Raw genomic sequence first — 25,116 nt, forward strand, 5'->3', positions numbered from 1 at the left:
GCGGACCGATCCGTCGGAAGGCGAAATGGCTGGCGGAACCGCTGAAATGCCGGCTCCGGGCGGTGGAACGTCGCCCTCACATAGCGATATGAGGCCTAGTCGGCAAGCGGATGATGATCGTTGACCAGCCGCACCAGCCGCTCCTCCAGCACATGGGTGTAGATCTGGGTCGTCGAGATGTCGGCATGGCCCAGGAGTTGCTGAACGGCTCGGAGATCGGCGCCGTTTTGCAGGAGATGGCTGGCAAAGGCATGGCGAAGGACATGCGGCGAGATTTTCGCCGCCGCGATGCCTGACCGCGCGGCCAAGCCCTTGAGATCGCGGGCGAAAACCTGCCGGGAAAGATGGCCGCTGTCGGAGGAGGCCGGAAACAGAAACGTGCTCTCGGCAAAGGCCGGCCGCTCGGCCCTGGCGGCGAGCCAGGCGCGCATGGCAGCGCGCGCCTTGGTCGAGAGCGGCACCATGCGCTCCTTGTCGCCCTTGCCGCGCACCATGAAGAAGCGGTCGTCGCGCAGCGCCACCGTCACCGGCAGGCCGACCAGCTCAGACACGCGCAGGCCCGTGGCGTAGAGCACCTCGACCAGCGCGTGCAGGCGCAACGCCGCCATCCGGTCGCCATCCGGACCAGCTTCGCCGGCTTCCTGCGCCGCCCGGTCGAGCAGGCGGCCGGTCTCGGCCTCGCTCATCGTCTTCGGCAGCGGCCGGCCCTTGCGCGGGCTGTCCAGCGTGCCGGTCGGATCGTCGCCGCGCAGGCCCTCGGTGTAGAGGAATTTGAAGAACTGGCGGATCGCCGACAATTTGCGCGCTTGCGAGGTCGGCGCGAAGCCGCGCGCGGCAACGTCGTCGAGATAGGCGCGAATGTCGGCCGATCCGGCGCCCGCAAGTCCGCCCTTGATCGCTTCGGAAGCGTCCTCCAGGTCGCGGCGGTAGGAGGCAAGCGTGTTTTCGGCCGCCCCCCGTTCGGCGCTCATCATTTCGAGGAAGGCTTCGATGCGGGCGGCGCTGTTCATCGGGCCGGGTTTGTCAGTTCTTCTTGGGGTTGAGCTTTTCGGCGGGAATGCGGATGCTCATCTCCGCCTTTTTAGGCTCCACGAACATCGCCAGCGCGAACATCGCGCCATAGGCAATACCCGCAAGAACCGCCAGCGTCACGACGAAGCGAAACAAAGTCGGCATTCAAATTTCGCCCGTCTTGTTGTTCTGCGTTTCCAAAGCCCTGTGCCCTTATGGGACGCCAAACTGGGCAATTCAAGGACGAAGGATTCCGGTCGCCGCAGGTTTTGCCGGAAAAGCTCCTAAGCAGGCATTCGCGGGCAAGCCCACGAATGCCTGCTTAGGGATTGTTTGTTTTTCGCAGGTTCTCTTCGCAAAACCTTGGGCCACTTTTGCGGAACCTGCTTAGGACGTTTGTCCGGCCGTGCTTGACGCAAACAGGCTTTTGATGTCGATACGGCGCAAAGAGGCCCTGATGAACGCTCTGCCCGCAAATCCAACGGACGAAGGCCATGCCGCGCTGGTCGAACGGCTCGGCGGCCGCTCGATCGTCTTCGTCGGGCTGATGGGCGCCGGCAAGACAGCGATCGGCCGCAAGGTGGCGACGATGCTGTCGCTGCCCTTCATGGATAGCGACCAGGAGATCGAGAGCGTCTCGCGCATGACGGTGCCGGAACTGTTCGAGCGCTATGGCGAGCCGGAATTCCGTGCGCTGGAGCAGCGCGTGATCCTGCGCCTGCTGGAGAACGGACCGCAGGTGCTGTCGACCGGCGGCGGCGCCTTCATGAACGCGCACACGCGCGAGGCGATTTCGGCGCATGGCGTATCGGTCTGGCTGAAGGCCGATCTGGACCTCTTGATGGAGCGGGTTTCGAAGAAACAGAACCGGCCGCTGTTGAAGAACCCCGATCCGCGCGGCGTGCTGGAAAAGCTGATGGGCGAGCGTTATCCGGTCTACGCCATGGCCGACCTGACCGTGCCGACGCGCGATGACCGCAAGGAGATCATTGCCGGCGAAGTCGTCGGGGCGCTCTGCGCCCATCTTGGTGTCGAGGCGATCGCGACGGGCGCTACAGGCGCCACAACGGACGAGGTGCAGTCGTGAGCCATGCCGAACCGGTGAAGGTCGAGGTCGGGCTGGGCGACCGCGCCTATGACATATTGATCGGCTCGGGGCTGCTTGCGCGCTCCGGCGAGGAGATCGCGCACCGGCTTCCCGGCACCCGCGCGGCCATCGTAACCGACGAGAACGTCGCCGCCGCGCATCTCGACACGCTGAAGGCGGGGTTGGAGAAAGGCGGCATCCAGTCCGCCGTCATCACGCTGCCGGCCGGCGAGAAGACCAAGAGTTTCGCCCATCTCCAGGAGGTGGTCGACGGCGTACTCGCCGCAAAGCTCGAACGCCGCGACGTGGTGATCGCGCTCGGCGGCGGCGTCATCGGCGACCTGGCCGGCTTTGCGTCCGGCATCGTGCGGCGCGGCATGAATTTCGTGCAGATCCCGACCTCGCTCCTGGCGCAGGTCGATTCCTCCGTCGGCGGCAAGACCGGCATCAACAGCCCGCGCGGCAAGAACCTGGTCGGCGTCTTCCACCAGCCCAGGCTGGTGCTCGCCGACACTCAAGTGCTCGACACGCTGCCGATCCGCGAGTTCCGCGCCGGCTATGCTGAGCTTGCCAAATACGGGCTCATCGATCGCCCGACCTTCTTCGACTGGCTGGAACAGAACTGGCGTGACGTCTTTGTCGGCGGCCCGGCGCGGGTCGAGGCGATCGCCGAGGCCTGCCGCGCCAAGGCTGACGTCGTCGCCCGCGACGAGTTCGAGACCGGCGACCGCGCGCTGCTCAATCTTGGCCACACGTTCGGCCATGCACTGGAGGCTGCCACCCACTATGACGGCGCGCGCCTGGTGCATGGCGAGGGCGTCGCCATCGGCATGGCCCTGGCGCATCGTTTTTCGGCGCGGCTCAACCTGGCGAGTCCGGACGACGCGGAGCGCGTCGAAGCGCATCTGCGCGCCGTCGGCCTGCCCTGGCGCATGGCGGATATTCCGGGCGAACTGCCCGACGCCGAGGCGCTGCTCGGCTTCATCACCCAGGACAAGAAGGTCTCGCGCGGCGCGCTGACCTTCATCCTCACACACGGCATCGGCCAGTCGTTCATCGCCAAGGACGTGCCGCCCTCGGAAGTGCTCTCCTTCCTCAAGACAAGCCATCCCGCGGCGCTCAAGGTGAGCCATCCCGAACGGTCCAAGAGGGGCCGTTCCGGATGACCGACGCCGGCTGGATCGTCGCCGCCGTCCTCGCCGTCATCCTGCTTTCGGCGCTTCTGTTCCGCGCCCGCTTGCTTGCCGCTTTTGGCTACGCGCTGCGGCCGATCGAGCCGCCGCAGCGATCCGAGCGCAACGGCAAGGATCATGACAGCGACGATTCCCGTCGCGACGGCGAAGCCGGCCGCGAGGAGCGCAACCGGCTTGAGGGCCTCTTCGACCTCGAAGAGCTCGAGGTGTCGGATATCATGGTCCATCGCACCAATATGCGCTCCGTCAATGCCGACAATGCGCCCGAAGCGGTGGTGCGCGAGATCCTGACGAGTCCGCACACCCGCATGCCGCTGTGGAAAGGTTCGCTCGACAACATCGTCGGCGTCCTGCACGCGAAAGACCTGCTGAGGGCCCTCAATGAGGTCGGCAACGACTTTTCGCAGATCGACGTCATGAAGATCGCGGCGAAGCCCTGGTTTGTGCCGGACACCACCACCTTGCAGGAACAGCTCAACGCCTTCCTGCGGCGCAAGACGCATTTCGCCATCGTCGTCGACGAGTATGGCGAGGTCGAAGGGCTGGTGACGCTGGAAGACATCATCGAGGAGATCGTCGGCGAGATCGCCGACGAGCACGATGTCGACATGCAGGGCGTCAAGAAAGAAGCCGACGGCTCGGTCGTCGTCGACGGCACCGTGCCGATCCGCGACTTGAACCGCGCGCTCGACTGGGACCTGCCCGACGAGGAAGCCACGACGATCGCCGGCCTCGTCATCCATGAGACGCAGTCGATCCCGGAAGAGAAGCAGGCTTTCACCTTCCACGGCAAGCGTTTCGTGGTGATGAAGCGCGACAAGAACCGCATTGCGAGATTGAGGATCAGGCCCGCGGGCGAAACCTGACGCGTCCCAAGATCCAAGCCGTGTCGCTCAGAGTTCTTTCGTCCAGCGCTCGCTGAGCGTCGCGCCGGTTCCGGCGTCAATTGCCGCCAGGCTGACCTCGTAGCCCCAAAGGTTGCGGATATGGCGCAGGGTTGCATCGCGGCTCTGGCCCTCGAGCATGATGCCGTCCTTGACCTTGTGCTGCAGCCGCAGATGCCGGTCGCCCAGCAGGTCAACGTCGACCACCTGGATGTCGGGGCGGCTGGCGCCGATATCGTAGCTTTGCGCCAGCGCCGACCGTATCCTGGCATAGCCGCGCTCATTGTGGATCGAGGCCACCTCGTAATGCGGCTCGTCGGCACCGTCGGCCAGCATGAAGAGCCGCCATTTGCGGATCAGCGTCGGGCTCAGATACTGGCGGATGAAGGATTCATCGCGGTGGTTGGCCCAGGCGTCGAGCAGGGTGTCGCGCCAGTCGCCGCGGCCAGCGATGTCCGGGAACCAGTCGCGGTCCTCGGCGGTGGGCGCGGTCGAGATGCGCTGGATATCCTGCATCATGTCGAGGCCCAGCGCATAGGGATTGATGCCGGAATAGCGCGGGTCGTCATAGGTCGGCTGGAAGACCACGTTGGAGTGGTTGCGCAGGATCTCGAGCATGGCGCCTTCGCTGATGCGGCCGCGATCGAAAAGCGTGTTCATGATCGTATAGTGCACGAAGGTGGCGCAGCCTTCGTTCATCACCTGGGTTTGCCGCTGCGGGTAGAAATATTGCGCGATGACGCGCACGATCCTGACGATCTCGCGCTGCCAGGGCTCAAGGACGAGGCTGTTCTTCTCGAGGAAATAGAGCAGGTTCTCCTCCGGCAGCTTGAGCGATTTCTTCCGCTCGGCAAGGATTTCGTCCCCCGCTTCCGGCTTGGTCTTTCCCTGCGAAGGCGGCAGCGTTCGCCACAGATCGTTGAAAGAGCGCTCCTCGTATTCGAGGCGCTCACGCAGCCCCTCGCGCTGCTGCTCGGACGACAGTTTCGGCGGCCGATGATAGCGGAACACGCCCTGCTCCATAAGCGCGTGGGCCGAGTCCAGGATCGCCTCCACAGCGGCCAGGCCATGCCGTTCCTCGCATCGGGCGATGTAGCCTTTGGCAAAATCAAGATAGCTCAAAATGCCGCCGGCATCGGTCCATTGCCGGAAGAGATGATTGTTCTTGAAGAAATGGTTGTGCCCGAGCGCGGCATGCGCGGTCACCAGGGCCTGCAGGGCCATGGTGTTCTCTTCCATCAGATAGACGATGCAGGGGTTGGAGTTGATGACCAACTCATAGGCCAGGCCGCGCGCGCCCTTGCGGTAGAGAAACTCGTCGTAGAGGAAACGCTTGCCGAAAGACCAATGCCGGTACATCAGCGGCATGCCGACCGAGGAATAGGCATCGAGCATCTGCTCGGAAGAGATCACCTCCATCTGCACAGGATAGATGTCGAGGCCCAGCTCTTCGGTCCCGAGCGCCTCGATCTCGTCATAGACGCGGGACAGCTTTGCAAAATTCCAGTCCGAGCCGGAAAACAGCAGTTCGGATTTGCGCGCTTGGCTGACCATTGCCGAAGCCCCTCAAGCGCTCTTGCGCAGGGCGGGCTGCCTGGCGAAGAGCTCGCGGAAGACCGGGTAGATATCGGCCGGCGCGGCAATGCGCCTCATCTGGAAGTTCGGCCATTTGCCGTCGACGGCGTTGTAGGCGCGCCAGAGCGACGTGCCGTTCTCGGTCGAGCCGAAGATGTGGCTTTCCCGCTCGTCGATGATCTCCACATAGGCGAAATACTGGCAAAGCCGCATGAGCTTGCGGTCGAGCAGTTCTATGCAGCGCTCGGAGTCGGTGGCGAAGTTGTCACCGTCGGAGGCCTGGGCGGCGTAGATGTTCCATTCGGCGACCGGATAGCGTTCTTTGATGATGCGATGCATTTCCTCGAGCGCGGTGGAGACGACCGTGCCACCGCTTTCGGTGTGATAGAAGAATGTCTGCTCGTCCACCTCCTTGGCTTGGTGGGTGTGGCGGATGAAGACGACCTCGATGCGTTCGTAGCGGCGCGTCAGGAAGAGATGCAGCAGCACGAAGAAGCGTTTGGCCAGATCCTTCTCGCGCTCTCCCATCGAGCCGGAGACGTCCATCAGGCAGAACATGACCGCGTTCGCATTGGGCACGGGCTGGGGATCGAAGCGGTTGAAACGGATGTCGACCGGATCGACATAGGCAATCCGCCTGCGCCGGCGCTCAAGCCGCTCAAGCTCTTCGCGCAGCGTCGTGATGCGTTCGCGCACAGCGGCGCTTGCCGGCTTCGCTTCCAGCTCGGCGATCTGCCGGGCGATTTCGTCCACTTCCGCCTGCTTGGGGCGCCTCAGCGCGATGCGCCGCCCGTGGCTGTTGCGCATCGTGCGTCCGACATTGATGTTGGTCGGCGCCCCGCTTGCCGCGAAACCTGCCCGTCTCGGCTTGAAGCTCAGTATCTGTTTGAGGTTGAGCTTGACCAGATCCGGCAGTTCGAGGTCCTCGAAGAAAAGGTCGAGCACTTCCTCGCGCGACAGCACGAAGCGGAAGTCGTCCTCGGATTCCGTGGTCCCCGGAGCCGATCCGTAACCTCCGCCGCCGGCAGGCTTGTCGATGAGATCGCCAGGGCTGAACGTCCTGTTGCCGGGTAGGATGTGCTGGCGCCGGCCGCTTTCCCTGTCGTCGCCGAAGGTCGGTTCGTCGGTGCCCTTGCGCGGCATCGGCACGGCGTGTTCGCGGTCGAGCTCGGCGATGCCGCCGGTGCGGACCTTGTCGCGGATGCTGCGCTTGAGATCCTCGCGGGCACGCCTAAGGAAGCGCTGGCGATTGCCAAGGCTCTTGTCTTTCGGGTTCAGACGGCGGTCGATGAAGATCGGCATGGCACTGCTCGGGCGTTCAACCCGCCTTGTTCACGCGCATGTACCAGTCGACCAGTCGGCGCACCTGCCGCTGGGTATAGCCGCGCTCCACCATGCGCTGCACGAATTCATTGTGCCGCTTCTCCGTGACGCTGTCCTGCTTGGAGCCGAAGCTGATCACCGGCAACAGGTCCTCGACCTGGCCGAACATGCGCTTCTCGATAACCTCGCGAAGCTTTTCATAACTCGTCCAGGAAGGATTGCGGCCATGGTTGCGCGCACGGGCGCGCAAGGTGAATTTGACCACTTCGTTGCGGAAGTCCTTGGGGTTGGCAATGCCGGCCGGCTTTTCGACCTGCGACAACTCCTTCTCCAGAACCTCGCGGTTGAGGATCTGGCCGGTGTCAGGGTCCTTGTAGTCCTGATCCTCGATCCAGGCGTCGGCATAGGCGATGTAGCGATCGAAGAGGTTCTGGCCGTACTCGCTGTAGGATTCCAGATAGGCCTTCTGGATCTCGTGGCCGATGAACTCGGCATAGCGGCTAGCGAGTTCCGACTTGATGAACTCAAGATAGGCGGCCTCCGTTTCCTTCGCGAATTGCTCGCGCTTGATCGCCTCTTCGAGGATGTACATCAGGTGGACGGGATCGGCGGCCACCTCCTTGGTGTCGTAATTGAAGGTCTGCGACAGGATCTTGAAGGCGAAACGTGTGCTGACCCCGGTCATGCCCTCGTCGACGCCGGCGGCATCGCGATATTCCTGGACGGACTTCGCCTTCGGATCGATCTCCTTGAGGTTCTCGCCGTCATAGGCGCGCATCTTGGTGTAGAGCGGCGAGTTCTCATGCTCGGCAAGGCGGGTCGACACGGTGAAGCGGCTGAGAATGTCCAGCACTTCGGGCGCGCAGGGGCTCTTTGCCAGCTCGCTTTCGCGCAACAGCTTCTCGTAGATTTGCCGCTCCTCGGTGATGCGCAGGCAATAGGGAACCTTGACCACGAGGATGCGGTCGAGGAAGGCCTCATTGTTCTTGTTGTTCTTGAACTGCTGCCATTCCGATTCGTTGGAATGGGCGACGACGATGCCCTGATAGGGGAAGGCGCCGAAATTCTCGGTGCCGTTGTAGCTGCCTTCCTGGGTCGCGGTCAGCAATGGGTGCAGGACCTTGATCGGCGCCTTGAACATCTCGACGAATTCGAGCAGGCCTTGCGTGGTCCGGTTCAGGCCGCCGCTGTAGGAATAGGCGTCCGGGTCGGACTGGCTGAAATGCTCCAACTGCCTGATGTCGACCTTGCCGACCAGGGCCGAGACATCCTGATTGTTCTCGTCGCCGGGCTCGGTCTTGGCGATGGCGATCTGGCGCAGCCGCGACGGAATCAGCTTGACGACGCTGAATTTCGAGATGTCGCCCGACAGCTCATCCAGGCGCTTGGCCGCCCAGGGCGAGATCAGTCCGTTCAGGCGGCGGCGGGCGATGCCGTATTTATCCTCCAGCAGGTCGCCCATGCGGTCGGGATGGAAAAGGCCGAGCGGCGATTCGAAGATCGGGCTGATCTGGTTGCCGACCTTGAGCGTGTAGATGGGCCGCTCCTCCATCAGCTTCTTCAGCCGTTCGGCGAGCGAGGATTTGCCGCCGCCGACCGGGCCTAAGAGATAGAGGATCTGCTTGCGCTCCTCGAGGCCTTGCGAGGCGTAGCGGAAATATCCGGCGATGCGCTCGATCGTATCCTCCATTCCGTAGAAGTCGGAAAAGGAAGGATAGATCTTGATGGTGCGGTTGGAGAAAATGCGGCCGAGCCGCTCGTCCTTGCTGGTATCGACCAGGTTCGGCTCGCCGATCGCCTCGACCATGCGTTCGGGCGCCGAGGCGTACATGGATTTGTCCTCGCGGCATGCCAGCAGATATTGCTGGAGGCTGATCTCTTCCTGGGCCGCGTTGGAATAGATCTCCGAAAACAGATCGAAGACGTCGGATTGGTTCTCGCGCATGATGCTTTGCCTCGGAGCCGATAGGCTGCCAATCGGCTCATCGCTTCATCAACCGCCGGAAAGCATTGTGGTTCCCTTCACGTGAAGGAAGAGCGCACAATACACTCCGGTATTGGCCTTCGGGCCACCCCGATTCGGCCGTAAATGCTCGCCTATGAACATACGTGGTGATTGCCAGCGGACGGTCAAGGAGCGGATTTGGTTTCGCACCGAAAGTTGTCATTTTTGCTTCTTAAAGGAGACGCTTGGCGAGCACCCGTGACCGCCGGGACACAGCCTGGCCGGAGATGGCGATGATCGATCGACGCAGTTTCATCGTGGCAACCCTGGCGGCGCTGTTGCCGGCGGGGGCGTCAGCCGCCGAGCGTTCGAGCCAGCCGGAACCGCAAACACTCGATTACGGCCCGGCCAAGCTCGACGTCTACGCGCCGGCCGGCGCGAAGAACCTGCCGGTGGTCTTCTTCGTCCATGGCGGCGCCTGGCGGTTCGGCAAGCGCAGCCAGGTCGGCTCAAAGCCGGACTTCCTGCTCGCCAATGGCTTCGTGTTCGTCTCGATCGACTATCGAATGCTGCCGGAAGCGGATGTCGCCACCCAGGCCGGCGATGTCGAAAAGGCCTATGCCTATGTGCGCGCCAACATCGCCCGGCATGGCGGCGATCCGGACCGCATCGTCGGCATGGGCCATTCGGCCGGCTGCCATCTTGTTGCGCTGACCGGCATGCGCGGAGGGTTGCCGGGCGTCGCCGCGCTGATTCTGGACGACACCAGGGCTTATGATCTCGCCGCGCTTTCGAGAAATGGCGGCATGGTGCGCGCCTATGCGCGTGTCTTCTCCGACCCGAAACAATGGGCGGCGCTGTCGCCGTCGAGCTATGTCGACGGCAAAAAACATCCGCCGACCTTCATCGCCTATTCGCGCGCGCCCGGGCGAGGCGAGGAGTCCAAAGCCTTCGCCGAGCGCATGCGCGCCACCGGCACCAAGGTCACGCTGTTCGACGGCAGCGCCTATACGCATATGTCGATCAACGGCGATTTCGGCGAGGAGGGCGATGCCCTGACCGCGGCGGCGCTGGCGTTCCTGAAGGCGACGGTGGCCTGATTACCAGCGCGTCTTCTCACCGGGTGCCGCCGGCTCGATCGCCAGCGCGTGCACGCCTGCCTTCAGTTCGTCGGCAAGCAGTTCGTTGATGGCGCGGTGGCGGTCGATGCGGCTCATGCCGGCAAAACTCGGCGAGACAATGCGGACGCGGAAATGCGTCTCGCCTGTGCCGTCGAATGTCGCGTGATGGCCGGACTCGACATGGTGATGGCCGGCGTGAAGGTGGCTTTCATTGATGACGGCGAGCCGTTCGGGCGAAAATGCCGCTTTCAGCTTGTCTTCCATCTTGGCCTGTATGGACATCAGGGCTTCCCTTCACCACATATGCGGCACAGCCGCAAAATCTTGAATTTCGACCGCTTTTAAGCCGCGATTCAGCGGTTAGGGCGATCATCGGCGAAATGTCAATTCTTGTTTCGCATATGCGAACAGCCCATAAATGGGTGAGATGAAAGCGTACCCCAAATATTTCGAAAAGATCCGGATCCGGCCGGAGAAGGACGCCGAGCTGAAGTCGCGCGCGCCGGTCTGCCAGTGGGACGGCTGCAACGAGGCCGGCACGCATCGGGCGCCGGTCGGGCGGCTCAAGGAAGGCGAGTATTTCCGCTTCTGCTTCGACCACGTGCGCGAATACAACAAGGGCTTCAACTATTTCTCCGGCGTGTCGGACAGCGAGATCGCACGCTTCCAGAAAGAGGCGCTGACCGGCCACAGGCCGACTTGGCGCATGGGCGCCAATGGCGGCGGGACGCGCTCGGCGCCGGATTTCGCGCAGCAGCGCTCGGGGCGCGCCGGCTACTACAACCGCATGCGCGACCCGTTCAACCTGTTCGGCTCGGGCGCGCGCGAACCGCGCGAACGCAAGGCAAAGCCGCTTGAGGCCAAGGCGCTGGAAACGCTTGGCCTTGATACAAAGGCGACTGGTCAGGACATCAAGGCGCGTTATAAGGAACTGGTTAAGCGTCACCATCCGGATGCGAATGGCGGCGACAGAGGTTCGGAAGACCGGTTCCGCGATGTGCTGCAGGCCTATCGCGTGCTCAAGCAAGCAGGATTGTGCTGAGCGGCCTTATGGTCCCAAGTCGTTTTCCAACTTTCATAAGGTTGGAAAAGGCTCTAAGACCGCCCCCGGACAAAATCGGTTGCCGGCGAAACGCGGCGTTTCGCCCGTGGAGACGTTGATAGAGATGAACAAGGTCGATCGCGACATCGCCAACCTGCCCGATACGACGGTGTCGGTGAAGGAGAAATTCGGTTTCGACTCCAAGATGATCGTTCCCGCCTATTCGGCGGCGACCGAGCATGTCCCGGACATCGACCCGGATTATCTGTTCGACAAGGCGACGACATTGGCGATCCTCGCGGGCTTTGCCTACAACCGCCGCGTGATGGTGTCGGGCTATCACGGCACCGGCAAGTCGACGCATATCGAGCAGGTGGCGGCGCGGCTCAACTGGCCTTGCGTGCGCGTCAACCTCGACAGCCATGTCAGCCGTATCGACCTCGTCGGCAAGGACGCCATCGTCGTCAAGGAAGGCCTGCAGGTCACCGAGTTCCGCGACGGCATCCTGCCCTGGGCCTATCAGCACAATGTGGCGCTTTGCTTCGACGAGTATGACGCCGGCCGGCCGGACGTGATGTTCGTCATCCAGCGCGTGCTGGAATCGTCGGGGCGGCTGACGCTGCTCGACCAGAGCCGTGTCATCCGCCCGCATCCGGCCTTCCGGCTGTTCGCCACCGCCAACACGGTCGGCCTCGGCGACACCACCGGCCTCTATCACGGCACGCAGCAGATCAATCAGGCGCAGATGGACCGCTGGTCGATCGTCACCACGCTCAATTACCTACCGCACGACAATGAGGTGAACATCGTGCTGGCCAAGGCCAAGCACTATCGCGACAACAAGGGCAGGGACATCGTCAACAAGATGGTGCGCGTCGCCGACATGACGCGCTCGGCCTTCATCAATGGCGACCTGTCGACCGTGATGAGCCCGCGTACCGTCATCACCTGGGCCGAAAACGCCGAGATCTTCGGCGATATCGGCATGGCGTTCCGGCTGACCTTCCTCAACAAATGCGACGAGCTGGAGCGTTCGGTGGTAGCCGAGTTCTACCAGCGCGCCTTCGGCGAGGATCTGCCGGAGAGCGCCGCCAACGTGGTGCTGGGCTAGGCGCGCAGCTGAAAGGCCTCCGGCTTTTCAGCATGAAAACGCGCAGGGAATGATCAATGGCGGGTCCGGGCGACAACACGCGCAACAAGCCGAAGAACGGGTCTGAAGCGGACAGCTTCAAGCGCGCCGTGACCGTCTGCATGCGCGCCGTCGCCGGCGACAAGGACCTCGAGGTCGGCTTCGCCAAGGACCGGCCGGCGCTGGCCGGCAACCGCGCCCGGCTGCCCGAGCTGCCGAAGAAGGCTTCCCGCAACGACATCGCGATCACCCGCGGCCTAGGCGACTCCATGGCGCTGAAGCGCGCCTGCCACGATCAGCGCATCCACAACAAGCTGGCGCCGGAAGGCAAGCTGGCGCGGTCCATCTTCGATGCCGTCGAGCAGGCGCGCGTCGAGGCGATCGGCAGCCGCGCCATGCAGGGTGTGGCCGACAATATCGGTTCGATGCTCGAGGACAAATACGCCAAGGCGAATCTCGTCGACGTCAGGGATAAGGCCGACGCGCCGCTCGAGGAAGCGATCGCGCTGATTGTGCGCGAAAAACTCACCGGACGCGCGGTGCCGAAGAGCGGCGAGCGGCTGGTCGATCTCTGGCGGCCCTGGGTCGAGGAAAAGGCCCGCGGCGACCTCGACGGCCTGTCGGCCAAGCTGGAGGACCAGCAGGCCTTTGCCCGCGTCGTGCGCGACATGCTGGTGTCCATGGAGATGGCCGAGGAACTCGGCGACGACCAGGAAACCGACGACTCCGAGGAAAACGAAGAGAACGAGCAGCAGGGCGAGGAACAGAGCGAGGAAGGCGGCGAGGAGGATTCGGGCTCCGAGCAGTCTCAGTCGGAGGATGCCGAAGCCTCCGCCGACGAGGAAGAGTCGGCCGAGACCGAAGCGACGGACGCCACCTCGGACGACCTCTCCGATGAAGACGATTCCGACGCCGAGACGCCGGGCGAGGCCAAGCGCAACGACAACCCGTTCCTCAACCTGCCGAAGGAAATCGACTATAAGGTCTTCACCACCGCCTTCGACGAGACGGTGGGGGCCGAGGACCTTTGCGAGGAAGAGGAACTCGACCGGCTGCGCGCCTTCCTCGACAAGCAGCTCGCCAACCTGTCCGGCGTCGTCGGACGGCTGGCCAACCGGCTGCAGCGCCGGCTGATGGCGCAGCAGAACCGCTCCTGGGATTTCGACCTAGAGGAAGGCTATCTCGATCCGGCGCGCCTGGTGCGCGTCGTCATCGATCCGATGCAACCGCTGTCCTTCAAGCAGGAGCGCGACACCAAGTTCCGCGACACGGTGGTGTCGCTGGTGCTCGACAATTCGGGCTCCATGCGCGGCCGGCCGATCACGGTCGCCGCGACCTGCGCCGACATCCTGGCGCGCACGCTGGAGCGCTGCGGCGTATCGGTCGAGATCCTCGGCTTCACCACTCGCGCCTGGAAAGGCGGGCAGGCGCGCGAGAAATGGTTGAAGGACGGCAAGCCGCCGAATCCCGGCCGGCTCAACGACCTGCGCCATATCATCTACAAGTCCGCCGACCATCCATGGCGGCGCGCGCGGCGCAATCTCGGGCTGATGATGCGCGAGGGCCTGCTCAAGGAGAACATCGACGGCGAGGCACTGCTTTGGGCGCATAACCGGCTGATCGGCCGGCCCGAGCAGCGCAAGATCCTGATGATGATCTCTGACGGCGCGCCGGTCGACGATTCGACGCTCTCGGTCAATCCGGGCAACTATCTGGAGCGGCACCTGCGGGCGGTCATCGAGCTGATCGAGACGCGCTCGCCGGTCGAGCTTTTGGCCATCGGCATCGGCCACGACGTCACGCGCTACTACCGCCGCGCCGTCACCATTGTCGACGCCGAAGAACTGGCCGGCGCCATGACCGAGCAGCTCGCCTCACTGTTTGGCGAGGAAAGCGCGCGCGATACCCGGCGCGGCGGGCTGCGGCGCGTCGGATGATCTTTTTGGGGCGGCGTACGCGGCGTACGCTCTTCGCCTGCGTGCTGATCTGCTCCTCGCCGGCCATTGCCGCCCAAAGAGCTTCCGTCGAGACCGTCGAGATTTCGTCACGGCCGATCACCCAGTTCCATGTCGGCCATGACGAGACGCGGTTTGGGCCGTTCGAATTCGTCGGCGGGTTGGAGATGACCTCGCCGACACGCGATTTCGGCGCGCTGTCGGCGCTTCGTTTCTTGAAGCAGGGCAGCGACTTCATCGGAGTCGCCGACACCGGCTTCTGGTTCTTCGGCACGATCGCGCATGACGCCGGCAAGCGCCCCTCGGGTGTTAAGAATTTCCGCATGCAGCAGATGGTCGACGCCTCGGGCCGGCCGATCGACCGGAAATGGGAGGTCGACGCGGAAGGGCTCGCGGTCAAGGACGGCATCGCCACCGTCGGTTTCGAACGCGACCAGCGCGTCGCCCAGTTCAAGATCGATCCCGACAATATGAAAGCGCCGGTCCGGCAGCTCGACTATCTGGTTCCCGCCAGGGAACTGCGCCAGAACCGCGGCTTCGAGACCGTCACCCACGCCAACCCTTACGGGCAGCACGCGGGCGGCCTAGTCGTGGTCTCGGAAAGGAGCCTCGACAAGGCGGGCAACGTCTACGCCGCCATTATCGAAGGGCCGCACAAAGGCGTCTTCACCATCAAGCGCAACCGCGATTTCGACATCACCGACGGTGCCTTCCTGCCGGACGGCGACCTGCTGCTCCTGGAGCGCAGCTTCTCGATCGCGCGCGGGGTGAAGATGCGGCTGCGGCGCATCTATGGCGAGAGCGTCGAGAAGGGCGCGGTCGCCGACGGGCCGGTGCTGATGGAAGCCGACATGGGCTACCAGATCGACAATATGGAAGGCCTCGACGTCTGGACCCGGGACGACGGCGCGCTGATGGTGTCGCTGATATCCGACGACAACCAATCGATCCTGCAGCGCAGCCTCTACCTGGAATTCATCCTGCACCAGGACTGAGCAAGACCGGCCGGCGAAGCGCCGAGAGATTACCGGCCGACGTGGCGGACTTCGTTCATCAGGAAATTGGCGGCGCGCTTGCTCCGGTTGCGGATCTTGAGCGTCGCGGTGTTGTCGACGAAATAGGTGTGAAGGATGCTGTCGCGGGTGCGGACCTCCGGTCCGACGGTGTCGACCGCGTGCCAGGTGTCGGTGCCGACCGCAAAGGCGTAGCCCGTGTTCGGCGAAAACGACATCCGGTGTGAATTCTCGAAACCGCCTCCGCCCGGCTTGCGCTGGGCGAAGCGCGTGCCGATGTGGTTGATGCTTTCGTCCTCCGGCAGGTAGAACTGTACCGTGATGCCCTTCCATTTCGTGTCGGTGTGGAAATTGATCTTGTAGCCCGGCACGTCGCGCGTCAGCATCGGCACCGGATACATACCGACCTTCATGAAGTCCGACCCGAACCGGCGCTCCAGGCCGGGGGCAAGGCGGCGCATGAAGGCGTCCTTCAGCTCCGGCGCATGCAATGCCTTGCCGACCAGGGCCCAGACGGCCCGTTTCTCGTTGGGCAGATGGCGGATATATTCGGGGTAGAGATCGATCTTGACCCGTGTCGCGCTGCCGTCGGCCTTGATGTTCACATTGTTGCGGCCCTTGAGCGCGCGATATTCGCGCGCTTCGGGCATGGCCGCGCGCATGCGCTGATAGAGGTCCGCCGGAAAGACTTCCGTCATCTCAAGATGCCAGAAGGGCTTTTCCACGAAGGCGGCGCGGTTCACCGCCTCCACCATGTGGGAGACAACATGCTGCAGCGTTTGTGTGGCTGATGCTGGCGCCGCCGCGCCGTCTATGACCAACATGGATATTCTCTCCCCAACTGAAACCCCGAATCCAAATTTCCTGCTCGGATATATCGCTGCTCGGGCGAAATGCTAACCAAAGCACAGGCTGGATTGCAATGATCCACAGGACTGATCTTAATCGCGGTTTGCCGCCTCACAAAGTGAAGATGGTTCAGCGCAAGAGTAGTGCGGTGCAAAGCGTGATGCCGACGATGCTGATCTGGCTCCAGGCCGATATTCAACGAACCTTATAGATCTCGATCGGCTTTCCCACGGTCGAGGGGGTCAGTTCGAGCCAATCCGGCAGGTCGCCCCGCAGCAGTGCCGCGGCAAGGCCCTTGGGCGCGTCCAAGCCCAGCGATATCTCTTCCGTGTTGCCGCGACAGATCGCGATCAGTCCCACTTGCTCGCGCCGGATGACGGCGCGGGCTATCTCCGGCGTTCCCATAAAAGCGTCGAGCATGGCGAGGTTGCCGCCGACATTGCGGTGGTAAGGGCCAGCCAGCGCCCGGTGTCCGGTGAACATCAATATCCCCGAGCCGAGATTGGACGAGGCAAGCACCGTCGTCGCCGGCATGGCGGCAAGATATTGGAAGTCGCCCGGCTTGCCGCAGCTCACCGCATGATCGGGATCGGAATTGATGCGCTGCGGCGCCTTCTGGACCACGGATTGCGCCGCCACCGCGACCCCGGCCCAGGTCGCATTGAGCGAGACCAGCCACGCCATGACAATACCGGTGGAAAGGCGCCACGAGGGCGCGGTGTCCGCCCGCAGGCGGATTTTCGCGATCCAGGCCGAGAGCGGTAGCACGGCGAAGGCGACGGAGAAGGTTGAGCCGCGCACCTGCCAGAGGCTGACGACGAAGGCGACGACCAGCAGGATGGCGGCAAGCATCTCCTCGCGGCGCAGGCGACGGCTTCGCAACTGAAAGCCGATCAGCAGCATGGCGATGAAGGGCGTCACATAGCGCGCCGCCATCAGCTTCGGCTGGTGGATGGCGACGCTCCAGAAGGGCTGCGCTTCGACCACGTCGGCCAGCCAATAGGTGCGAATGCGTTCGTCCATGCCCGCATAGGGCGATGCCAGGCATTGCGGGAAGAACACGATCGCCACGGCCGCGACCACCGCCGCGAGCGCCAGCATCGAGACAAGCCTGGCCCGCGTCGTCGACGGGGTCAACGCGCTGGCGATCGCGAGGCCGAAACCGGAAAGTGCCGCAACCGCGAACTGGAAGGACGAGAAGGCGTCGCATTGGGCGACGCCCCAGTCGGCCGGCCGGATGGTCGCCACGAACACCAGGAAGGCGACGCCGGCAAATCCAAGGCCGAAGCCGCGCGCCGGGAGGCGGTCCTTATCGTTAAGGATAAACAGGACCGCGGCGCAGACACCGAGCGTCGCCACATAGGGAGCGGTCTCCATGCCGACAGCCAGCGTCAGGCCGGCGCAAATGCCCGAAAGAAGGCCAGCAGGGCGCCAGGAGGGCGCTTCCATCAGAAGCCAGAGGCCGGCCGCCGTCAGCAGCAGCTGGACATTGTGGTGATCGATCACGCCCGGGCTGTAGATCACCAGATAGAACAGCGCCGCCGTCGACAGAATGAGCGAGGGCATCGCGACGTTGGCGCCGGCGAAGCGCCGCGAGGCGCGCATGAGCACGAGTATGGTCAGTCCATAGAGCGCGGTCGGCCAGATGATCTGCGCGGCGCGTTCGGCGGTGGCGGTGCTGGCGCCGAGCGCATCGAAGGCCATGACAAGCAATGCGAGCGGCGCATCCACCAGCCGCGACCAGTGCATGACGAAGCCGCCCGCCGTGCCCATCCTGTACTGATGGAGATCAAACCAGCTTTGGCCGCCGAGCAGGTCGCGGACCTCGACCAACCGCAGCATGCTGTCATTGTCGGCGCCGTAATCGCGAAGCGACGGAAAACCGGAGACGGCGTTGATCGTCAGCACCACCAGGGTGGCGCATGCAGCAAGCAGGAGATCGTTTTTCCAACCGGTGCCTTGCACGGTCATGCTGGTTGCAATGCCCTGGAGAGTTTTCGCGATCCTCCACCATCAGCCGTAACAAAGCGTAAAGCCGCCGTGGCAATCCGGATTACAGCTTGGCCGTTGGCAGCGGGGCACCCGCGTTTCGGTCTCGCGCAGGATGCCGATGTCCTGCTTCGTCGTGAACGTCTTTCCATGCTGTTCCTCATCCCCCGCAAACCGGTGGAGAATGGCAGGACTCACTTAGTCAACTCGGAGTCACTTCAGTAGAGCGGGCCAATTCCGATAGACCCACCAGTTCCGGTCCAATGAAGGACAGCAGAGCTTCGGCTCGCCGCGATCGACGGCTGGCGCGGCGATGGATGACATAGATTGGTATGTCTGTGGACTGCCAATCGGCAAAAAGCCTGACAACGTAGCCGGATTGGACATGCCGGCGCACGAAGAAATCGGGCAGGACGGCGATACCCAAGCCCTGCGCGGCTCCTTCGAGCAAGGCTGGATAGGTGTTGGCGCTGAAGCGGTCCGAGCGAACCGTCACTGTGGCGGTTTCGTCCTCGCGCGACAAGGCAAGTTCGCTTTCGCCATCGCCGAAGGCCAGCATGGGCAAAGTACTGGCCACGGCTGTCAGGTCCTTGCCGGCCAGGCTATCGGCGATGGCCCGGTTCGCGACGAGTACCCGCCGGAATTGGCCGATGCGGCGCGCAATCATGGCATCGTCGACGACTGCCCCGACTCGGAACGCAAGATCGAGGTGGGGATCGAACAGATCCTGATAGGCATAGTCGAGACGGAGAATCAGGCGAATACGGGGATGCAACTCCAGGAACGGTGCAAGACACGTCTGCAAAAGCCAAGTGCCGAGTTCGGGCGGCGCGCAGACACACAAGGGGCCTGCGAGACCATCGGCCTGCGCCTCCAGGGCTCGCGCCAAGTCATCAACGTCGCCCAGCAGGGCCTGCCCGCGCTGGCGTAGCAGTTCACCGGCCGGTGTGATGATAAGACGGCGAGTGGTGCGCTCAAGCAAGACGCATCCCAGCTGCAGTTCGAGCCGCCGGATAGCCTTCGACACGGCACTCTTTGTCGTACCCGCCTGCAAGGCAGCTCTGGTCAGCGAGCGCTCGCGCGCGACCTCAAGGAACAGGGCCAGGTCGGCTAGCGATATCGTTTCCTTTTTGGCAACAGTTTTATTCATTGAGCTTATCTTTTTCGTTTCTTGGAAACAAAATATGTTGCGGGCCAACCTGTCAATCGGAGTGTAGTCACCATGCTGAATCACCCTACCGGGCGGCCCACGACCGCGCTGCCGGCCTCTGGAGGCATCCTGATGTCCGAGACCGCGACCGGTCAGTTGGCAGCCTCCGGTCAGTCCCTGGTCTATCACGAGGGTGGAATCGATTTTTCCGGCCAAATAGTCATGCCCAACGGCACGGTAAGCGGAGGCCTTATCTATGTTCCCGACTGGTATGGCATCTATGACTATCCGCTCGCCGAGGCGCGACGGTTCGCAAGCCTGGGCTTCGCTGTGATGGTAGTAGATATCTATGGTGCTGGCGTGCGCATCACTTCCGACGCCGAGGCGACGCAAGCCAGCCAATTCCTACGGGACAATCCACGCACCGCGTCGCGCCGCGTGCAAGCCGGGGTCCGGGCATTTCGTGACATCGTGCCAGAGGCACCTTTCCTTGCCGCCGTCGGCTTCTCGCTCGGTGGTTTCTGCGTCCTGGAAATGCTTACGGACGCACCGCTGGTTCATGGAGCCGTCATCCTATCCGGGGCGCTCGGTCAGCCGGACGGCGACTATGCCGCCATCGAGACGCCTATCAGGTTTCATCATGGAACGCGTGACGCGGTGGCCGATGTGGCGCGGGTCACGAAGGTCATGGCCTGGCTCGACGCCAAGGGTTGCGACTGCGCCTTGACCCTCTATGCCGGCGCCAAGCATGCCTTCACCAATCCCAACCTTCCATCCGGCGGCGACGGCTGGCTTGGCTATGACGCCCGCTATGCTGGGGAGGCCAACGCAGCGACAGAGTCGTTTCTACTGTCGTTGAAGGGTAATACTGGGGCCTTGGCGGCCTAAAATCTATCCGCGACAGTGGCGATCCAGATGACGTGGCGGGCGCCGCGCTTGCCGTGGGCGCGCGTGTTGACTTCCTCGACGGCGAAGCCTGCCTGCTTCAGCCGCCGGGTGAAGCCGCTGTCCGGTCCCTGCGACCAGACCGCCAGCACGCCGCCTGGCTTCAATGCGGCGCGCGCGGCGGCCAGCCCGGCCAGGTCATAGAGTGAGTCATTGCCCTTGTAGACGATGCCCTCGGGACCATTGTCGACGTCGAGCAGGATGGCGTCCCAAGCGGCTTTCTGCGCCCTTATCAGCTGACCGACATCAGCCTCGCGAATGCTGACGCGAGGATCGTCGAGGCAGCCGCCGAAGATCGTCGACATCGGGCCGCGCGCCCAGCCGACGACCGCTGGGACAAGCTCCGCGACTGTGACGGTGGCGTCCTTCTCTAGTGCGGCGAGGGAGGCGCGCAAGGTGAAGCCCATGCCCAGCCCGCCGATGAGGATGCCTGGCTGGTTGCGGCCGGCGATCCGCTCGCAGGAAAGCCTGGCAAGCGCCTCCTCCGAGCCGCTGAGGCGGCTGTTCATCAGCTCGTTGGTGCCGAGCATGATCGAAAATTCAGTGCCGCGCTGCTTCAGGCGCAGTTCCTGGCCGCCATCGGGCGTGCGGGCGGAATCAAGCTGGACCCAGGGGATCACGGTCTCTCTTTTGGTTTGAGCATGATCTTTTCCAAAAACCGGGGCCCCGTTTTTGGGATCATGCTCTCTCTTTTTGTTTGGAGCATGATCTTTTCCAAAAACCGAGTCCCACTTTTTGGGATCACGCTCCGGCCGCGACCGCCGGCTGGCTCCAGCGGGCGGCGAGCAGCCGGTAGGGGATCAGCGCCACGACAGCGATGATCAGCTTGACCGAAAGGTCGCCAAGCGCCCAGGAGACCCAGCGCATCGTCTCGACCGGCAGCACGCCCATCAGCGGCGCGGATTCCAGCGCGAAGCTGTCGTTGGGGCCGGCAAAGGCGAAGGCGGCGGAAAAGGCGACGCCGAAGAAGACGATCGTATCGAACACCGAGCCGACCAGCGTGCCGACGATCGGCGCCCGCCACCAGCTCTGCCGGCGCAGCCGGTTGAAGACGGTGACGTCGAGCAATTGCGCGGCGAGGAAGGCGGCGCCGGAGGCGGCCGCGATGCGCACCAGCCGGTCGGCGGCGGTCTCGAACTCAATCAGGCCATGACGGAACAGGAAGGGCGGGACCAGGATCGAGCAGGTCACCGCCGTCATGAAGCCGACGAACACCACCTTGCGCGCCACGGCCGGGCCGTAGCGGCGGTTGGCTAGGTCGGTGACCAGGAAGGAAAAAGGATAGGTGAAGGCGCCCCAGGTCAGCAGGTCGGCGAGCGACAGGCCGCCGACCTGGCCTTGCATCGGGAACTGCACAAGGATGTTCGACGCCACGACGACAAGCGCCATGGCGGCCACGAAGGGCAGGTATCGCGTCAGGAAATTCATTTTTTTATCCTGGGTAATGGAACCAGCCGAGCGTCGTGCCGACGCTCGCTCTTGTTGCGAGTAACGGTTTTGGCCGATGCTCGAGGCGGTCGTCCCCCGCCTGACAGCTGTTTAAGCGGCCGACTGCTCGGCAAGCTTCTTGGCGATCTGCTTCTTCAGCAGACGAGCGCGCTGCGACAATTCCTTGACGTCGGCCTTGACCAGGAAGGCGTCGAGGCCGCCGCGATGCTCGACCGAACGCAGCGCGTTGGCCGAAATGCGCAGGCGAACGTTCTGGTTCAGCGCTTCGGAAATCAGCGTCACATTGACCAGGTTCGGCAGGAAGCGACGCTTGGTCTTGTTGTTGGCGTGGCTCACATTGTTGCCGGTCTGGACTGCCTTGGCAGTGAGTTCGCAGGTGCGGGACATCTTGACTAACCTTCAGTTTCTAAACCTGCCAAACCATTCTGCCCGCGCCAGGCGGCGCGCGGTCTCGGTCAGGCGGCCTTTGGAAAAGTTGGCGTTCCATAGTGGCATTTCACCACTGCGTCAAGCTCCGGCACGTAGCCTGCCGTGCGGCGCGCTCCATATAAAGGCCGGATTTCACATTATAAGCCCTTCGCGAAGGGATATGCCAGGCTGGAACCTTCGCGTTTCGGCCGAACTGCCAGGGATTCGCCAGCCGCCATGCTCCGTCCTTCTCGTGCACTTGCCAGCCTGCTTGCCCTTGCCGTGCCGGCAACAAGCTCCGCCGCCACCTCGCCACGGTCCTTCAAGGGCGAATATACGGTCTCCTTTCTTGGGCTTTCGATCGCCAGGGCGACTTTTTCCAGCCACTACGAAGGCGACAGCTATGCCATCGACGGCACCGTCTCGGCTGCGGGGCTCGGCCGGCTGTTTGACGACACCAAAGGCACGATTTCGTCGAAAGGCATCATTTCGGACAAGCGGATGACGCCGCAGGTGTTCAGGGCCGATTACACGTCCGGCAAGAAGGCCTCGATGGTCGACATCCGCTTCAGCAACGGGTCGGTCACCTCCACGCAAGTTGTTCCCGCTCCGAAGAAGCGCGATCCGAAGAGCTGGGTGCCGATCGGCGACGGAGACCTGAAATCGGTGCTCGACCCGATGGCCGCGACCGTCATCCACGCCGACAGCCTGGACAAGGTCTGCGGACGCACGGTCAAGTTCTATGATGGCGAGATGCGCGCCGACCTGACACTGACCTATGCCTCCAAGGGCTCGATCTCGGTGCCGGGCTACAAGGGCGACACGGTGACCTGCAGGATGGGTTTCGAGCCGGTGGCGGGCTACCGCAAGGGCCGCAAGGCGCTGAATTACCTCAAGAACAGGAGCCGCATGCTGGTGACGTTTGCACCGGTCGGTCAATCCGGCGTATATGCGCCGATCCGCGCCACGGTCGGGACCCAGATCGGTCCGCTGACCATCAGCGCCGGACGGTTCGAGGCAGTTAATTAAGTCAGGCGCCTGGCGCGCCGCCGGGGAAACGCATGGGGCGCGCAACACTGATCGGTTTTTCGGCGGTCGCCATGTGGGCGCTGCTGGCGCTGCTCACCGACGCCTCGGGCCAAGTGCCGCCGTTCCTGCTGTCGGCCATCACCTTCGCCATCGGCACATGCGTCGGGCTGGCGGCGCGGCTGGTGATGCCGGCGCCCGATCGCAGTGAGAAGATCCCGCCACAGGTCTGGGTGATCGGCATAGCCGGGCTGTTCGGCTACCATTTCTTCTACTTCACGGCGCTGCGCAACGCGCCGGCTGTCGAGGCGAGCCTCATCGCCTATCTGTGGCCGTTGCTGATCGTGCTGGGTTCCGCGCTGATGCCGGGCGAGCGGCTGGCCTGGAACCATGTCGTCGGCGCTCTGCTCGGCCTTGCCGGCACGGTCCTGATCGTCACCAAGGGCGGCGGGCTGGCCTTCGACGCGCGCTATGCCTTCGGCTACGCGATGGCCGCCGTCTGCGCGCTTTTGTGGTCGTCCTATTCGCTTCTGTCGCGGCGCTTCCCCTCGGTGCCGACCTCCATCGTCACCTGGTTCTGCGCAGCGACGTCGGTCCTTTCGCTGGCCTGTCATCTTCTGCTTGAGAAAACGGTGCTGCCGGAGGGTCTCGGACAGTGGCTGGCCGTCATCGGGCTCGGCCTGATGCCGGTTGGCGCGGCCTTCTACGCCTGGGATATCGGCGTCAAGCGCGGCAACATCCAGGTGCTTGGCGCCGCGAGCTATGCCGCGCCGCTGTTGTCGACCCTGGTGCTGATCGCCGCCGGCGTCGCCGAGCCGTCGCTGCGCATCCTCGCGGCCTGCGTGCTCATCACCGGGGGTGCTGCGCTGGCCGCGAAGTCGCTGCTGATGCGCAAGCCGGCGGCCAAAGAGGTGAACGCATGATGCCGTTTCCCGGCGGCATCGAGGCCAATGCCAACGCGGCGCTTCTGTTCTCGTTTGTCGCGGCGGTGATCTATGCCTTTGCGCTCGACATGCCGCCGAAATGGACGCGCACGGCGGCAAAGACGCTTGCCGTCGCCTTGCTGGCCGTGCTTGCCGCCATGCAGGGCGGTCCGCCGCTGCTCGTCGCGGCGCTGGCACTCAGCGCGGCCGGCGACGCCTTCCTGTCGCGCGACGGCGAAAAGCCCTTTCTCGGCGGGCTGGCGAGCTTCCTCGCCGGCCACGTCGCCTATGTCGCGCTGTTCGCGCAGTCAGGCGGCGGGCTCGGCCTTTTGAGCGCCGAATCCTGGCGGGCCGCGATCGCGCTCGCCATGGCCGCGTTCAGCGTCGTCATGCTTGCCGCGCTCTGGCGCCGCGTCGGTCCGCAACTGCGCATCCCGATCGCCGTCTATGTCGCGGCGATCCTCGCCATGGGCATTTCGGCGCTCACCACCGGCAGCGCATGGGTCATCGCCGGCGCGGTGCTGTTCATCGCCTCGGACGGGTTGCTGGCGTCCGAGCGGTTCCTGCTCGCGGCGATCTCGCCGCATCGCGTGTGGATGCGCTACACGGTCTGGGTGCTGTATTATGCGGCCCAACTGACCGTCACGCTGGGATTTCTAATCAGTTAGCCGATCCTCGGCTGCCAGCCCGGCTCGGCCAGCTCGAAAGCGGCAAAGTCGAAGCCCGGCGCCACCGTGCAGCCGACCAGCGTCCATTCGCCAAGGCTGCGCGCCGACTGCCACCAGCCGGCCGGCACGATGAGCTGCGGCCGCTCGCCGGCGGCAAGGACTGTGCCCAGCACCTGCTCGATGACCACGCCTGCGCCCTCCTCATGCATCGACAGCGCCAGCGGCGCGCCGGCATAAAAGTGCCAGACCTCGGCTGCGTCCTTCACCCGGTGCCATGCCGAAAGCTGGCCTTGCTCGAGCAGGAAGTAGATCGCGGTCGAATGACCGCGCGGGCCGCCAGCGGCGTCGCGAAACGTCTCGGCATACCAGCCGCCCTCGGGGTGCGGCTCGAGGCCAAGCGTTGCGATGATCTCGGCGGCGCTGGTGGTCAT

25 protein-coding genes are annotated in these 25,116 nt (G+C 63.8%); 12 read left to right on the forward strand and 13 right to left on the reverse strand.

Going from position 1 to position 25,116, the window contains the following annotated elements:
- Nucleotides 1-95: 95 nt before the first annotated feature.
- Both CK230_RS09195 and CK230_RS09200 read right to left on the reverse strand, forming a co-directional pair.
- Nucleotides 96-1,010, reverse strand: coding sequence for a site-specific tyrosine recombinase XerD (locus CK230_RS09195; protein WP_095816843.1), 915 nt, complete (start codon nucleotides 1,008-1,010; stop codon nucleotides 96-98).
- A 13-nt stretch (nucleotides 1,011-1,023) separates the two neighbouring features.
- On the reverse strand, nucleotides 1,024-1,176 hold the full coding sequence (locus CK230_RS09200; protein WP_042643428.1) for a hypothetical protein: 153 nt from the start codon (nucleotides 1,174-1,176) through the stop codon (nucleotides 1,024-1,026).
- Between the two features lie 292 nt (nucleotides 1,177-1,468).
- On the opposite strand from CK230_RS09200, the gene CK230_RS09205 reads away from it, so the two are divergent.
- Genes CK230_RS09205 through CK230_RS09215 form a run of 3 tightly spaced genes read left to right on the forward strand, consistent with a single transcriptional unit; the run spans nucleotide 1,469 to nucleotide 4,157 of the window.
- A complete protein-coding gene (locus CK230_RS09205) occupies nucleotides 1,469-2,098 on the forward strand; it encodes a shikimate kinase (RefSeq protein ID WP_095817001.1) in 630 nt (209 codons plus the stop codon).
- Complete coding sequence (gene aroB, locus CK230_RS09210; protein WP_095816844.1) at nucleotides 2,095-3,264, forward strand: 3-dehydroquinate synthase; 1,170 nt, start codon at nucleotides 2,095-2,097, stop codon at nucleotides 3,262-3,264. Before CK230_RS09205 ends, aroB begins: the two co-directional genes overlap by 4 nt.
- Nucleotides 3,261-4,157: a transporter associated domain-containing protein gene (locus tag CK230_RS09215; protein ID WP_095816845.1), complete on the forward strand. Its 897-nt coding sequence runs from the start codon at nucleotides 3,261-3,263 to the stop codon at nucleotides 4,155-4,157. Before aroB ends, CK230_RS09215 begins: the two co-directional genes overlap by 4 nt.
- 27 nt (nucleotides 4,158-4,184) lie before the next feature.
- Here CK230_RS09215 and CK230_RS09220 read toward each other — a convergent pair whose 3' ends face one another.
- From CK230_RS09220 to CK230_RS09230, 3 genes are read right to left on the reverse strand one after another with little or no spacing between them, the layout of a single operon-like run.
- Nucleotides 4,185-5,729 carry a SpoVR family protein gene (locus CK230_RS09220; RefSeq protein ID WP_095816846.1) on the reverse strand — a complete coding sequence of 515 codons (1,545 nt, stop codon included), beginning with the start codon at nucleotides 5,727-5,729 and terminating at the stop codon, nucleotides 4,185-4,187.
- A 12-nt stretch (nucleotides 5,730-5,741) separates the two neighbouring features.
- Nucleotides 5,742-7,052 (reverse strand): YeaH/YhbH family protein, encoded by a 1,311-nt coding sequence (locus tag CK230_RS09225; protein WP_095816847.1) that lies wholly within the window; start codon nucleotides 7,050-7,052, stop codon nucleotides 5,742-5,744.
- A 16-nt stretch (nucleotides 7,053-7,068) separates the two neighbouring features.
- Complete coding sequence (locus tag CK230_RS09230; protein ID WP_095816848.1) at nucleotides 7,069-9,018, reverse strand: PrkA family serine protein kinase; 1,950 nt, start codon at nucleotides 9,016-9,018, stop codon at nucleotides 7,069-7,071.
- Between the two features lie 293 nt (nucleotides 9,019-9,311).
- Here CK230_RS09230 and CK230_RS09235 point away from each other — a divergent pair, with 293 nt between their 5' ends.
- Nucleotides 9,312-10,118 (forward strand): alpha/beta hydrolase, encoded by an 807-nt coding sequence (locus tag CK230_RS09235; protein ID WP_095817002.1) that lies wholly within the window; start codon nucleotides 9,312-9,314, stop codon nucleotides 10,116-10,118.
- Here the strand turns inward: CK230_RS09235 and CK230_RS09240 are convergent, their stop codons facing one another.
- Nucleotides 10,119-10,421 carry a BolA family protein gene (locus CK230_RS09240; RefSeq protein WP_095816849.1) on the reverse strand — a complete coding sequence of 101 codons (303 nt, stop codon included), beginning with the start codon at nucleotides 10,419-10,421 and terminating at the stop codon, nucleotides 10,119-10,121.
- Nucleotides 10,422-10,557: 136 nt separating this feature from the next.
- Here CK230_RS09240 and CK230_RS09245 point away from each other — a divergent pair, with 136 nt between their 5' ends.
- From CK230_RS09245 to CK230_RS09260, 4 genes are all read left to right on the forward strand, one after another.
- Nucleotides 10,558-11,181, forward strand: coding sequence for a J domain-containing protein (locus CK230_RS09245; protein WP_042643766.1), 624 nt, complete (start codon nucleotides 10,558-10,560; stop codon nucleotides 11,179-11,181).
- Nucleotides 11,182-11,305: 124 nt separating this feature from the next.
- Nucleotides 11,306-12,292: a cobaltochelatase subunit CobS gene (gene cobS / locus CK230_RS09250; protein ID WP_095816850.1), complete on the forward strand. Its 987-nt coding sequence runs from the start codon at nucleotides 11,306-11,308 to the stop codon at nucleotides 12,290-12,292.
- Between the two features lie 56 nt (nucleotides 12,293-12,348).
- A complete protein-coding gene (gene cobT / locus CK230_RS09255) occupies nucleotides 12,349-14,247 on the forward strand; it encodes a cobaltochelatase subunit CobT (RefSeq protein WP_095816851.1) in 1,899 nt (632 codons plus the stop codon).
- Entirely contained in the window at nucleotides 14,244-15,260 is a 1,017-nt protein-coding gene (locus CK230_RS09260; protein WP_095816852.1) for an esterase-like activity of phytase family protein, read from the forward strand. The genes cobT and CK230_RS09260 overlap by 4 nt, the downstream gene beginning before the upstream one ends.
- A 29-nt stretch (nucleotides 15,261-15,289) precedes the next feature.
- Here the strand turns inward: CK230_RS09260 and CK230_RS09265 are convergent, their stop codons facing one another.
- The 3 genes from CK230_RS09265 to CK230_RS09275 all read right to left on the reverse strand — a co-directional run bounded on the left by CK230_RS09265 (nucleotide 15,290) and on the right by CK230_RS09275 (nucleotide 19,266).
- The gene (locus CK230_RS09265; protein ID WP_095816853.1) at nucleotides 15,290-16,102 is read right to left on the reverse strand and encodes a hypothetical protein; all 813 of its coding nucleotides are present in this window, start codon (nucleotides 16,100-16,102) and stop codon (nucleotides 15,290-15,292) included.
- Between the two features lie 220 nt (nucleotides 16,103-16,322).
- Nucleotides 16,323-18,098, reverse strand: coding sequence for a polysaccharide biosynthesis protein GtrA (locus CK230_RS09270; protein WP_095816854.1), 1,776 nt, complete (start codon nucleotides 18,096-18,098; stop codon nucleotides 16,323-16,325).
- A gap of 220 nt (nucleotides 18,099-18,318) precedes the next feature.
- A complete protein-coding gene (locus tag CK230_RS09275) occupies nucleotides 18,319-19,266 on the reverse strand; it encodes a LysR family transcriptional regulator (RefSeq protein WP_095816855.1) in 948 nt (315 codons plus the stop codon).
- 132 nt (nucleotides 19,267-19,398) lie between these two features.
- Between CK230_RS09275 and CK230_RS09280 the strand changes: the two genes are divergently transcribed.
- Nucleotides 19,399-20,154: a dienelactone hydrolase family protein gene (locus CK230_RS09280; protein ID WP_176480055.1), complete on the forward strand. Its 756-nt coding sequence runs from the start codon at nucleotides 19,399-19,401 to the stop codon at nucleotides 20,152-20,154.
- Here the strand turns inward: CK230_RS09280 and CK230_RS09285 are convergent.
- The 3 genes from CK230_RS09285 to rpmB form a co-directional block, all read right to left on the reverse strand.
- Nucleotides 20,151-20,831, reverse strand: coding sequence for a hypothetical protein (locus CK230_RS09285; protein WP_095816857.1), 681 nt, complete (start codon nucleotides 20,829-20,831; stop codon nucleotides 20,151-20,153). The two genes, CK230_RS09280 and CK230_RS09285, sit on opposite strands and share 4 nt — an antisense overlap.
- Before the next feature lie 121 nt (nucleotides 20,832-20,952).
- Nucleotides 20,953-21,639, reverse strand: coding sequence for a queuosine precursor transporter (locus CK230_RS09290; protein ID WP_095816858.1), 687 nt, complete (start codon nucleotides 21,637-21,639; stop codon nucleotides 20,953-20,955).
- A gap of 111 nt (nucleotides 21,640-21,750) precedes the next feature.
- Nucleotides 21,751-22,047, reverse strand: a complete 297-nt coding sequence (rpmB, locus tag CK230_RS09295) for a 50S ribosomal protein L28 (RefSeq protein WP_040989302.1) — start codon at nucleotides 22,045-22,047, stop codon at nucleotides 21,751-21,753.
- A gap of 258 nt (nucleotides 22,048-22,305) precedes the next feature.
- Here rpmB and CK230_RS09300 point away from each other — a divergent pair, with 258 nt between their 5' ends.
- The 3 genes from CK230_RS09300 to CK230_RS09310 are packed head-to-tail and all read left to right on the forward strand — an operon-like array spanning nucleotide 22,306 to nucleotide 24,685.
- Nucleotides 22,306-23,097, forward strand: a complete 792-nt coding sequence (locus CK230_RS09300) for a DUF3108 domain-containing protein (protein ID WP_095816859.1) — start codon at nucleotides 22,306-22,308, stop codon at nucleotides 23,095-23,097.
- A 32-nt stretch (nucleotides 23,098-23,129) separates the two neighbouring features.
- Nucleotides 23,130-24,017: an EamA family transporter gene (locus CK230_RS09305; protein WP_095816860.1), complete on the forward strand. Its 888-nt coding sequence runs from the start codon at nucleotides 23,130-23,132 to the stop codon at nucleotides 24,015-24,017.
- Nucleotides 24,014-24,685: a lysoplasmalogenase family protein gene (locus tag CK230_RS09310; RefSeq protein ID WP_095816861.1), complete on the forward strand. Its 672-nt coding sequence runs from the start codon at nucleotides 24,014-24,016 to the stop codon at nucleotides 24,683-24,685. Before CK230_RS09305 ends, CK230_RS09310 begins: the two co-directional genes overlap by 4 nt.
- Here CK230_RS09310 and CK230_RS09315 read toward each other — a convergent pair.
- A complete protein-coding gene (locus CK230_RS09315) occupies nucleotides 24,682-25,116 on the reverse strand; it encodes a cupin domain-containing protein (RefSeq protein WP_095816862.1) in 435 nt (144 codons plus the stop codon). The genes CK230_RS09310 and CK230_RS09315 overlap by 4 nt on opposite strands.

Source organism: Mesorhizobium sp. WSM3859 (genome assembly GCF_002295065.1).
GTDB lineage: Bacteria > Pseudomonadota > Alphaproteobacteria > Rhizobiales > Rhizobiaceae > Mesorhizobium.